The following is a 12361-nucleotide window of genomic DNA, read 5'->3' as shown; positions in this document are numbered from 1 at the left end:
TGAGTATACACTTTTTTTATACATAAAAAAATGGCTAAGGTTAACACCCTAGCCATCATCAGTATTCATATTTAGAATCCGAATAATTTTGACAATATACCTACGCCGCTTGATACGATATCTACAATGCTTGTGCCTAACTTAGCGCTGTCTCCAGTAATTCCTGCTTCAACTGTGTTTTTAATTTCTTCAAATAAACCTTCCATAGTTATTATCTCCTTTTCTTATATTTCGTTTTTTATGCTGTAGTACCTAGAATTCAAATAATTTTGCTGCTATGCTTACGCCATTTGATACAATATCTACTATGCTTGTGCCTAACTTAGCGCTATCTCCCGCAATTCCTGCTTGAACTGTGTTTTTAATTGCTTCAAATAATCCTTCCATTATAAACACTCCTTTTAAAAGTTAAATTATTATGACTGAAATTATGTTGAAGACGATAACTTTATTTAGCTATTTTGTAAGTTATCGTTTTGTTACTTTTACTATAGAATAATACTTGATATAATTGTAGGATTTTTCTTAATTAGCTATAATTGGGCAATTTTCGTCACTTTATATATTGTCCGAAACAGTTTTGAATTCTTAACTGTATTTATGACAATTTAATAATGCACAATGTAACATTTCGAATTATGATCCTGTTTTCAATGTAAAATTAGTTTTATTTTTATAAACCATCCTAATTTTTATTTATAAATTAAAAAATACGCTACTTAAATTTAAGTAGCGTATTTCCGCAAATTAATCAATAATACTTATTATTTTCTTATAGCTAATATACTCATACCTTTTTAAATATATTTCGAAACATATTTTTTATATTTCGTTTATATATTTTATAAATTATCACAAAGGAAGTTATGCTTGTTATATATAATTCTATCTAATATTAAAAAAACAGCAAATTATTTTTATCATGCTTTTTGCGTAACATAATTCGCCATCTAAACCTAATATTTTATACTTCTTTAACAATGTTTCGATTGGCAGTGATATACGTGCCATTGATTGTTTTAAGTCTTGGTGTACCTTTCGAAGAAAGTACTATTTTTTGAATATCCACTTTTTGTTTTGCTTTAAGTTCATTGACTGAATCACTCTTAAAATTTCTATCTTCATAAACTTTACAATTTTTTATAGCAATAACGCTATGTGGCTTCTGAAATATATATTGATTTGACTTACTTTTATTCACACGTGTAACAAATTCTCTATTCGCTGTAATCACATATCCTTCTATTGTTATAAGTCTTGGCGTACCTTTCTTCGTGAATCTAATCTCACTAATCTCTAATATCTCTCCAATTTCAACGTTTTGCTCAATACGTTCAGTAAATTCAACATCTTTATAGAGATATATTTTTTTGCGAACTGAAACCGTTACAGGATTATACATAAAATATTGTTTTATCTCTACTTTTTTTTCTGTTTTCTGTTCTTTCATTATAAATTCAGCTTTAAAATTTTGTCTCTTTAAATTCAAATGATTATTACCATTCGGTAAATTCATATTCACTTTATACGGTTTATACTCATCATGAATTAAATTAATATTAAAATTATAATCACATTTATTTAATTCATCTGTATTTATATATATATAGTTTGTATGTTCATAAAAATCTACTTCTATTTCATTAGGTTCGTTGTATATTTCAGTTAGTCTTACTTTATCTATTTTTACATTATCATCTTTATATACTCTAATAACTTCTGTTAATTGATCATTAATAACTTGTGTACCTTCATAAACAGCAAATATATCTTCCTTCATTGGTATACACTCTTTTAAACTGTCTGGCATAGCAAAATACACTTGATTATCCTTAACATATCTATCCCCTTTACCACCTTTAAGTAGCATGGAAATATATTCAAAAAGTTTTTCATAATCTTTATTGATTAATAATTGATAAAGATTCTTGTATTTATCTTCTACAATGTAATCTTCGACATTCTTATTGTGCTGCTTCAATGTATCTACCATATCATCAAATAAACGATAAAAATCTTCTTTATTATTATTTTTCAAGAACCTATGACCATTGAATAAACGAGATATGAAATCCACCTCAACAATTCTACTAATAGCTTGAAATTCAGCTCGTTCTGGCAAATCTAATTTCAGAACTTCTTTCAATACAATTAAATTGTAATTTGTTTTCTCAATAATACTTGTTTCACCAACAAGCGATTGATTTTCAGTATATCTATTTACATGATAAATAGGTGTTGAATTCATCGAAGCACTTTTACATTTAGCAATAGCATTGATAAAGAATAATTTATCTTCACCAAATTTCAATTGTTTAAATTCAATATTATTATTTACAATAATATCTCTTTTTATCATTTTACCTGGAGGTCCTACAGCTCTAAAAATTTTGTTGATTTCATATGGAATCAGATTATTCGCCACTTTATACGATGTAAATCTCCCTAACTTACTAATCGTATTATCTGTATGCTTGATACTCTGCCCAAATGCTACATCTGAATTGTTTTCAATCGCTTGATCTAATAACGTCGGTAATCCAATTGGTTCTAACCAATCATCAGCATCTAAAAAAGTAATATATTGCCCTTTAGCTTCTCTAATACCCATATTTCTGGGCTCTGAAGGACTTCCCGTATTCTCTTCCAATTTAATCATTTTAATAAAATCATATTTATTCACATATGCCTCAATAATTTCCAACGAATTATCTCTAGAACAATCATCGACAAATATAGCTTCAATTTTCGCTTTATTTATTTCCAATTTATTTATCGATTCAATACATGCATCCAAAAATAATTCTTTATTATACACAGGTACTATAATAGATAGAAGTTTTTCCAATTCGCAATTCCCCTTTTTCATCAATATGTAATACATTATATTATATTAAATAGTATAAAATCATGTTTTTTGGTATATAAATGAAAATAAAAATTTTGAGTTTTATCATAATACCTAATTTCCTTGAAATCGTTCGTAATATTTTTAAAATAAATTGAAATTGCCCAACGTTAAGTTGTTGACTATAAGAACTAAATAATAGATTGAAATCATTTCTTGTCAAAATTAAATATAACATATGTAACAAAAAATTACTTATTGTACATAGGGTGCATTTTATTAAATTTTACTATTTTAAACAGTCATATTTTCAATTTTTATAATAGTAAGTTATATTTAGTTAATTACTTTAAATTTTATTGTCGGAGGTTATATTGTGGATTTAAATCAAGTATCTACTAAAAGTATGAAAATTAGAAACGCTTATCACAATTTAGAAGAAAAGTATCATGGTAGAAAATGGACAGTATTGGAAGATGGCTTAGCACTATCTACTGATGTAGGTTTAATTAATAGGTTACTAATGGATCAAGCAAAGATATGGCCAGACAAATTACAAGATAATTATAATTTGGAGTATAAACTCGGTGAAGTTGTTTGGTGGTTAGCTGTAATCTCAGAAAAAAATAATATTAACTTAAATGAAGCTGTTGAAAACTTTATTAATAAAAAATATACAGACTTCGATATTAAATAATTATTACCTATAGTATGGGTACTTTTAACACAAAAATAAACCACCCAGTGACATGTATGGGTGGCCGCAAATTAATTCTAAAAACTAACAATTGTTAGTAATTATCGTATTCCCTATTAAATATAATAAAAACAAGAAACTATTATGTTACAGTTGAAATTGAAACGAGTGTAATACTTTACTATCAATAAAAATCATTTTATGAATTATTTTTTCTTTAATTTACTCATAATTTTATCAATATATTTAGAATAATCTTTTCCTTTTTTTTGACTAATTTTGTCATTTACTTTATGCAAACCTTTTTCAAGCTTTCCATTTTCAACATATTTATTAAGCAAGTTCTTAATTTTAGTTATCAAAAGATAACCTCCCTTAATTTAGTAGTATCAGATTGATACCCTATAAACTTAAATATTAAACAAAGTAACGGTTAAACGCAAAATATAAATAACTAAAGTTCATAAAATCTTAAATTATAATAGGTATCGTTGTCCTTAATATATTTAAATCTAGTCATTAAATTATAAATAACATAACAGACCCATTTATTAATTAACGGGTCGGTTATGTTTAAGTGAAAGTCATATTAAATTTTACTTTTATAAACAAAGTATCTACGAACGAATTCTATGACCATCATCCATAAGATATGCCCAAATAGTTCCGAAATATGTTCCTGCATAGGTTGTTGAAATGCACTTGGTACCACATGCATGATTGGCATCACAACTAAATGGAAGACTATCCACACAGCAATACCAAATATAGAACCATACCCCATCGAAAGCTTAGAAAAATATTCAACCAATATAATATAAATAAAAGCAAATGCAATTGAAAAGCCAAAATGAACAATAAAACTAATCCATGGCATGGACTGATCTGAAAATTGATACGTCAAGTGAGTCAATTCAGGACTAAAGCCTAATTTTTGTAATAGTTCTTGAGGTGGATTGGTCATATTCCGCTCTGACGTTCTTGGTGGTAACATCACTTCCCAACCAAATTTGACAATGCCTGATAGCAATCCAGCAACGATAGTCGCATAAATAATTCGCACAAATGATAATTTTTCTTTTATACGCATTTGTATTCCCTCTCTATCTATTTTTTATAAATTTTAATATTATGAATCCTCTTCTAAAACCAAGAATGTAGGATTCTATAAATATTTTTAAATAATAATATCAAATACAATTTATTATAACAACTCTATTTTTCAAAAACTATAAACAACATTGTGACAAAATTTAGCTTCATTCGTTATAACTGTTTTGGTTGTATAAATCATTGTTAATTGATTAAATTAAGGACTCTTCCCTTTATTTAATCCATAAAAAACAATCCACCTAATCATTTAGGTGGATTCTATATGTTTAATATTGAAAACACTATATAAAGGCTATGATAGTAAAAAAAGAATTGCAGAACCGAATTAGATATGTAGACAACTTAGAATATGAAATTTTAGCCAATCGTGCACTTAAAAACTATTGTATAACTATTCACCAAGCTAGAAAAAGAATCGTCCTATAGAAACTGAATATTTGAATGAATAATCATCAAAAATAGAATAAATTATTTTAATAGCATTGAAAAAACCAATTGATAGCAACGCTTCCCCTTTAATACGAAAACTCGTATTACTTTTGTTCACACAATACAAGAAAATTATTTTTTAATAAAACTGTGCACTACTCTTACAGCCATAGAAACTGTGGGTATAATCATTATTAATAAAACTAAATAATAAATATCGACTACTGTATTTTCCCAAGTAATAGGAACAAATAATCCAGAAACCATAATTAAAACTAACACTGCTATATTTATCACAATACACCAAATTAAATTTATTAGGCTTGAAGTTCCTTTATAATCGAATGCGTTTTTCCAATAATTAATATACATAAATTTTCTCCTTAAAAATATGATTGTACATATCATTCAAATAGAACATTAAACAAAAAAATAGAGCAAGCGTGAGAAGGCTCGCTCTTTAAGAAAGTTGTAAAATAAAAAAGTATAAATAACGAGATGTACACCACATAACAGTGAACAATTAAAATATAACGAATTATTTCTCCTAGCTCAACTAGTAATTAACAATAGTAAAATACCACATTGACAGCGCCTTGAATAATCACTAACTGAAATTATCCACCATCTATCCTACTCTATGAATTCTTTTCTTGAATATAACTCACTCCATTTATTGTTACTTAATTGCGTTTTTTTATTGTTCTGATCTCACATGCTATTCTGAGATTGTAGCAAAACGTACGTTTGCAAGTCTAAATCAAATAGGACAAACACTTAACTGTGCCTGCCCTTATAGTGCATATAATTTAAATATAACATTAAAAAGGTAGACGAATCCCCACACGTCTACCTAAATATATTAGAGCTAATTTAGTAACAATAAAGCAACTATAATTAGTGCTCTATTTAATTACCCTTAATTATATTTTCAAAACAAAAAAATACCACCCTCCAAGGGAGAGGGCGGCTTAAAAATGAAGTACCTTAAATACTTCACAAAACAATAATATTACAAACAACTTAATTGTTCAATACTTTTAGCTAAATTTAAAGTTTTTATTTTTCTTTATCTATACTATAAAGTTTTCTCTTTTTTTATATACGCTTCGATATCTTTTATTGCCTATAATATTTACTAGAAATACCCTACTTTGGGATATTAAAACGAAAAAGAATTTGATATAAAAGATGAGATCACGCCTTATGCATTAAGGTACACACTAGTTATCTTATTAATAAAAGATTGGGAGACAAAAGTATAGCCATTAAATTGGATATTTATAAACATTTACTTGATGAACAAAAAAAAGAGCAAGGTCAACGTGTCAGAGAATCATTCTCTTAACACTTATTTGACACTTGCTCTCTCGAATCGTTGATGTATCAACGGGTATAGTGTCCTGGGAGGGATTCGAACCCCCGACCGATGGCTTAGAAGGCCATTGCTCTATCCAGCTGAGCTACCAGGACTTAACGTTTTTCAAGACAAATATAATTATATCTAACTTAGTACTATAAAGCAATACTCAATACGTTAAAAATAAATATGATTTTTCACTATAATAGTCTTTTTATCTTATTTATAGTATTATGTTCAAAATCTTTTTTGAATATTGTCTGGAAATGTCATAAATGCGCTAAAAAAAGCATATTCACAGTGTCTTGAATATGCTTTGAATGTGTTAAATCGTGAACGTTTCACTTTCTATCACTTCATGATTACGATTTCGGAAGTTTAATATTGCACTTTGCTGCGCTTCATCAATTAATAATTCTGCATATGTTTCTTCAATATCACTCCGGGATTGTGAAATACTACCTGGATTAATGACATGTATACCGCCAATAATCTCGTGTTTTGCTACATGAGTATGCCCGTAAAAAGCAAAGCTACATTCTAAAGCTTTAGCTTGCTCAGCAAGTCTCATTCTTGTGCGATTTACATTATATAAGTGGCCATGCGTATAATATGCCTTAATATTATTGATTTTAACAGTTTCTTCAATTGGAAATTCTGGATAGAAATCTGTATTTCCTTTTACTCTATAGAAATGACTCAACTCACTATCGTCATAAGCGAATTCAGAATCTCCTAAATGAATTGCTACGTCTAAATCTTCGTGTTGATTAATAATGTTAAATAGAACACCTTGTTCAGTATGGTTGTCACTCACTATAATCCATTTTGTCATTATTGCTCATCCTTTAAATAATGGCGTAACTGTTCTATCGCTTTACCCCTATGACTAAGTTCACTTTTTTCTTCTACAGTTAGTTGAGCCATTGTTTTATTTTTTTCAGCTATATAGAATATCGGATCGTAACCAAATCCATTGTCCCCTATCTTACTTAAAGCTATTTCACCTTGGACAGTACCTTTAAATTGGACAGTTTCTTCTCCTGGAGCACTCATACTTATGACACATACAAATTGTGCATTGCGATTTGCAGTGTCACCTAAGTTTTTAAGTACTCTATCTATATTTGCTTCATCATCTTTGTCTATACCCGCATAGCGTGCAGAGTAGACACCTGGCTCTCCATTTAAAGCAAATACTTCTAAACCACTGTCATCAGCAATCACACGTTTATTTAATGCTTTGGCTGCAGCTTCAGATTTTAGTTTAGCATTATCTTCAAATGTCTCTCCTGTTTCTTCTACATCAAAACCTTCAATAATTTCACTAATACCTACCACATTATATTCTGGAAAAACAACTTTGAAATCATTAATTTTGCCTTTGTTATTCGTCGCAATTACAATATCTTCCATCATTATATCTCCTTACTTAGATTTCTATTTGTTCTACTTTCACTTTCATGTGAAGCCATTCTTCAATAATACTTTCGATATGTTCCGTATCGCCTGTAGCAAAAAACTTATGGGCTGGTTTTCTTTTATAACCAGCATGTTCATTACTGAATGTTAATAACGCACTCACTTCCCGTGCTGTTTCTAAACCAGACGAAATGACAACCTTTTCTCCACCAAAATAATCATTAATATATTGATATAGCAATGGATAGTGGGTACATCCTAAAATAACTGTATCCGCATCACTATTTCTCCACTGTTTAAGCGTTTGATGCATAATAATACTGGTAATAGTTGGATCTTTATAGCGCATTTGTTCAACTAAAGGGACGAATCCTGGACAGGCAACACCTGAGACTTCAACATTAGGATTTATATTTTTAATATGATGTCTATATGCTTCAGATTTTATTGTACCTTCTGTACCTAAAATTAAAACATTTTTATTTTTAGTCGTCATAATTGCAGTTCTAGCTCCAGGTTCTATTACGCCGATAACGGGAATCGCTAGCAAATTTTGTAAATGATTCAACGCAACAGCTGTAGCTGTATTACAAGCAATCACTAACATTTTAATATCAAATGTCATGAGTTGTTCAGCCAACTCTGTTGTAAATTGCCTTACTTCAGATCCATCTCTTGGACCATAAGGACATCGTTTAATATCCCCTAAATAATAAATTGTTTCATTTGGAAGTTGACGCATAATTTCTTTAGCAACCGTTAATCCGCCTACTCCTGAGTCGATTACACCAATTGGTTTGTCCATAGTCAATTTCATCCTTACTTATTTACTTGTAATTTATTTTAGCACAGTAGTGATTTCAAAATCATTTATCACGATTGAAATAAAGGTTTTTATTATATATATAATATCTACTGGCTTTAATCATATTGTAATCCTTATTATATTATGTACAAAAAATGGGCTTAACATCTGTTCACCACAAATGTTAAGCCCTAATTTAAAATGATCGTCCATTAATTAACTTGGTGATCTGAACCAAAGAATGATTTGAACATATGGAAAGATGTTTCTCTATTTAATGCTGCAATAGATGTTGTCAAAGGAATCCCTTTAGGACATGCATTGACACAGTTTTGAGAATTTCCACACTCTTGTAATCCGCCACCGCCCATTAATGCATCTAGGCGTTCGTCTTTAGTCATTGAGCCTGTTGGATGTAAATTAAATAATCTTACTTGAGAAATCGCTTGTGCTCCAACGAAATCATTATTACTTGTAACATTTGGACAAACTTCTAAACAAACACCACAAGTCATACATTTCGATAATTCATACGCAGTTTGGCGTTTTTTCTCTGGCATACGTGGCCCTGGACCTAAATCATAAGTACCATCAATTGGGACCCAAGCTTTCATTCGTTTTAAGTTGTCGAACATTCTTGTACGATCTACTTGTAAGTCACGAATCACTGGGAATGTATTCATCGGTTCAAGTTTAATAGGTTGTTCTAATTGATCAACGATTGCAGAACATGATTGTCTTGCTTTACCGTTGATAACCATTGAACATGCGCCACATACTTCTTCTAAACAGTTCATATCCCAAATAACAGGCGTTGTTTTTTCACCTTTACTATTAACTGGATTACGTCTAATTTCCATTAAACATGCGATAATATTCAAATTTTCTCTATAAGGAATTTCAAATTCTTCTTCATAAGGTTTTGACTTATCATCATCTTGACGCTTAATTATTAGTTTAATTGATTTCTTTTTGTTTTGTTGTTGCTCACCTTGAACATCTTGTGTCGGAGTATCATTTACTTCTTTAGTTTCTGCCATGATTATTTACCTCCTTTAGACTTCGTAGAATAGTCGCGTTTACGAGGTGGAATTAAACTTACATCGACGGGTTCGTATGTAAATTTAGGTGCTTCAGTTTTTCCTTGATAAGATGCTAAAGTAGTTTTCAACCATTCTTCATCATTTCTTTCAGGAAACTCTGGTTTGTAATGTGCACCACGAGACTCGTTTCGGTTGTATGCACCGATTGTAATAACGCGGGCTAATACTAGCATATTCCATAATTGACGTGTGAAGAATACAGCTTGGTTACTCCAAGTTTGAGTATCTTCAATATCAATATTTTGATAACGTTCCATCAATTCAACAATTTTTTTGTCTGTTTCTAATAAACTCTTATTCTCACGAACCACAGTAACATTCGCAGTCATAATTTCACCAAGTTCTCGATGAAGTTTATAAGCATTTTCAGTACCTTTCATGTTCAGTAAATAATCAAATTGCTCTTGTGCATCCTGAACATGCTTCTCAAAAAGACTTTCATCTAATTCAGTATATGACTTCTCAATATTTGAGATATAGTCAATAGCATTTGGACCTGCGACAGTACCACCATAAATAGCTGATAATAAAGAATTAGCGCCTAAACGGTTACCACCATGTTGTGAGTAATCACATTCGCCTGCTGCAAATAAACCTTTGATATTTGTCATTTGATCAAAATCAACATACAAACCACCCATTGAGTAATGTACTGCTGGGAATATCTTCATTGGGACTTTGCGAGGGTCATCGCCAGTGAATTTTTCATAAATTTCAATAATACCGCCTAATTTAACATCTAACTCATGTGGATCTTTATGTGATAAATCTAGATAAACCATGTTCTCACCATTGATACCTAGTTTTTGGTTAACACATACGTCGAAGATTTCACGGGTCGCGATATCACGAGGCACCAAGTTACCATAGTCTGGATACTTTTCTTCTAAGAAGTACCATGGTTTCCCATCTTTATAAGTCCATATACGGCCACCTTCACCACGTGCAGACTCACTCATTAATCTTAATTTATCATCACCAGGTATAGCCGTTGGATGAATTTGAATAAACTCACCATTCGCGTACTTAGCACCTTGTTGATAAACGATTGAGGCTGCTGATCCAGTATTAATCATTGAGTTAGTTGTCTTACCAAATATGATACCTGGACCACCCGTTGCCATAATAACTGCATCTGAACCAAAGGATTCAATTTGTGCTGTTGTCATATTTTGCGCAACGATACCTCTTGCCATATTGTCATCATCTTTAATGATTCCTAGGAATTCCCATCCCTCATATTTTGTTACGAGGCCGTCTACTTCAAAACTACGAACTTGTTCATCTAAAGCATAAAGTAATTGTTGTCCTGTTGTAGCGCCAGCATATGCTGTTCTATGATGTAATGTACCACCAAAACGTCTAAAATCTAATAACCCTTCATTTGTTCTATTGAACATGACACCCATGCGATCAAGTAAATGAATAATCTGTGGTGCTGCTTCTGTCATCGCTTTAACAGGTGGTTGATTCGCTAAGAAATCTCCGCCATATACAGTATCATCAAAGTGAACTGTTGGAGAATCTCCTTCACCTTTAGTATTGACCGCTCCGTTGATGCCACCTTGTGCGCACACAGAGTGTGAACGTTTAACAGGAACAAGCGAGAATAAATCTACATGTGCACCTTGTTCAGCTGCTTTAATTGTTGACATAAGACCAGCAAGTCCGCCTCCGACAACAATAACTTTCTTCTCTGCCATAAATTGTCACTCCCCTAAATATATATCAAAGACTTTTCTAAATTATAAAAATGCAAGAATAGCACTTAAACCGATGTATGATACTACTAAAAATACGATAAGTGAAACCCAAGTGAAAATTTGTTGTGATCTTTTAGATTGTAGTACACCCCATGTTACTAAGAATGACCATAAACCATTCGCAAAGTGGAATGTTACTGATAACATACATACAATATAAAAAATCAACCATAATGGATTTGATACAATATCGTGTACCATGTCGTAATTTACTTCATGGCCTAATGCACGTTGGATACGTGTTTGCCATAAATGAATAGCAACAAATACAAACGTTAAAATACCAGTGATACGTTGTAATAAGAACATCCAGTTTCTAAACTTAGAATAATGTCCTACGTTTTCTTTTGCCGTGAAGGCAATATGTACACCATAAACTGCGTGATAGAAAATCGGAATATAAATGACTACAAATTCCAATACAATTAAAAAAGGTAAAGATTCCATAAATCCGGCTGCCTTGTTAAATGCATCAGCACCTTTAGTCGCTTGATGATTAACAAGTAAATGAATTAATAAGAATCCACCTATTGGTATCACGCCTAATAATGAATGTAAGCGTCTTAAATAGAATTGATTTTTCGAATATGCCAAAAGGAGGCCCCCCTGTGAAACAATTGATTTTTTTGGATTTCCTTTTCTTTCAAGTGAATTAAGCTATTCTATTTATCATTAAAAACCATTAAGATAACAAGTTATTCCACCATAATATGTTTACTGCAACAAAATAATTTACTCAATTATATTTAGCAGAAAAGTATATCCTGATTTAAAATTACATATTTTCTATAATACTAAGCATTAATGATAATATCTCTCAA

General features: G+C 30.6%; 13 protein-coding genes, 1 tRNA gene and 1 pseudogene. 2 read left to right on the top strand and 13 right to left on the bottom strand.

From position 1 onward, the window contains the following. Window positions 1-71: 71 nt before the first annotated feature. From BK821_RS07705 to BK821_RS07695, 3 genes are all read right to left on the bottom strand, one after another. The gene (locus BK821_RS07705) at window positions 72-206 is read right to left on the bottom strand and encodes a beta-class phenol-soluble modulin (RefSeq protein ID WP_071331503.1); all 135 of its coding nucleotides are present in this window, start codon (window positions 204-206) and stop codon (window positions 72-74) included. Window positions 207-252: 46 nt separating this feature from the next. Further along, window positions 253-387, bottom strand: coding sequence for a beta-class phenol-soluble modulin (locus tag BK821_RS07700; RefSeq protein ID WP_071331502.1), 135 nt, complete (start codon window positions 385-387; stop codon window positions 253-255). A 577-nt stretch (window positions 388-964) separates the two neighbouring features. Beyond that, window positions 965-2848 (bottom strand): glycosyltransferase family 2 protein, encoded by a 1884-nt coding sequence (locus BK821_RS07695; RefSeq protein WP_071331501.1) that lies wholly within the window; start codon window positions 2846-2848, stop codon window positions 965-967. Window positions 2849-3224: 376 nt separating this feature from the next. Between BK821_RS07695 and BK821_RS07690 the strand changes: the two genes are divergently transcribed. Beyond that, window positions 3225-3545, top strand: coding sequence for a nucleoside triphosphate pyrophosphohydrolase family protein (locus tag BK821_RS07690; protein ID WP_053042465.1), 321 nt, complete (start codon window positions 3225-3227; stop codon window positions 3543-3545). A 206-nt stretch (window positions 3546-3751) separates the two neighbouring features. Here the strand turns inward: BK821_RS07690 and BK821_RS13475 are convergent, their stop codons facing one another. The 3 genes from BK821_RS13475 to BK821_RS07680 form a co-directional block, all read right to left on the bottom strand. After that, window positions 3752-3907: a hypothetical protein gene (locus tag BK821_RS13475; protein ID WP_167693330.1), complete on the bottom strand. Its 156-nt coding sequence runs from the start codon at window positions 3905-3907 to the stop codon at window positions 3752-3754. A 227-nt stretch (window positions 3908-4134) separates the two neighbouring features. Further along, window positions 4135-4635, bottom strand: a complete 501-nt coding sequence (locus BK821_RS07685) for a YagU family protein (protein WP_071331500.1) — start codon at window positions 4633-4635, stop codon at window positions 4135-4137. Between the two features lie 584 nt (window positions 4636-5219). Continuing rightward, entirely contained in the window at window positions 5220-5384 is a 165-nt protein-coding gene (locus BK821_RS07680) for a hypothetical protein (RefSeq protein ID WP_256201626.1), read from the bottom strand. Between the two features lie 922 nt (window positions 5385-6306). On the opposite strand from BK821_RS07680, the pseudogene BK821_RS13630 reads away from it, so the two are divergent. Continuing rightward, a pseudogene (locus BK821_RS13630) lies at window positions 6307-6435 on the top strand (site-specific integrase); the annotation flags it as partial. A 51-nt stretch (window positions 6436-6486) separates the two neighbouring features. On the opposite strand, the gene BK821_RS07675 reads toward BK821_RS13630, so the two are convergent. The 7 genes from BK821_RS07675 to BK821_RS07645 form a co-directional block, all read right to left on the bottom strand. Next, a tRNA-Arg gene (locus BK821_RS07675) sits at window positions 6487-6560 on the bottom strand. Between the two features lie 212 nt (window positions 6561-6772). Continuing rightward, window positions 6773-7282, bottom strand: coding sequence for a YfcE family phosphodiesterase (locus BK821_RS07670; protein ID WP_046836153.1), 510 nt, complete (start codon window positions 7280-7282; stop codon window positions 6773-6775). Beyond that, a complete protein-coding gene (locus BK821_RS07665; RefSeq protein ID WP_071331498.1) occupies window positions 7282-7863 on the bottom strand; it encodes an XTP/dITP diphosphatase in 582 nt (193 codons plus the stop codon). Before BK821_RS07665 ends, BK821_RS07670 begins: the two co-directional genes overlap by 1 nt. Window positions 7864-7879: 16 nt before the next feature. Further along, window positions 7880-8674, bottom strand: coding sequence for a glutamate racemase (gene racE / locus BK821_RS07660; protein ID WP_046836151.1), 795 nt, complete (start codon window positions 8672-8674; stop codon window positions 7880-7882). 212 nt (window positions 8675-8886) lie between these two features. Continuing rightward, window positions 8887-9714, bottom strand: coding sequence for a succinate dehydrogenase iron-sulfur subunit (gene sdhB, locus BK821_RS07655; RefSeq protein ID WP_071331497.1), 828 nt, complete (start codon window positions 9712-9714; stop codon window positions 8887-8889). Window positions 9715-9716: 2 nt separating this feature from the next. Beyond that, entirely contained in the window at window positions 9717-11480 is a 1764-nt protein-coding gene (gene sdhA / locus BK821_RS07650) for a succinate dehydrogenase flavoprotein subunit (protein ID WP_071331496.1), read from the bottom strand. Window positions 11481-11522: 42 nt separating this feature from the next. Next, window positions 11523-12134, bottom strand: a complete 612-nt coding sequence (locus tag BK821_RS07645; protein WP_046836148.1) for a succinate dehydrogenase cytochrome b558 subunit — start codon at window positions 12132-12134, stop codon at window positions 11523-11525. Window positions 12135-12361: the final 227 nt, after the last annotated feature.

It is taken from the genome of Staphylococcus sp. LCT-H4 (genome assembly GCF_001866145.1).
GTDB lineage: Bacteria > Bacillota > Bacilli > Staphylococcales > Staphylococcaceae > Staphylococcus > Staphylococcus succinus.
Note: the sequence above shows the minus strand (reverse complement) of the source record. Positions and strands in the feature narration are given on the sequence as shown.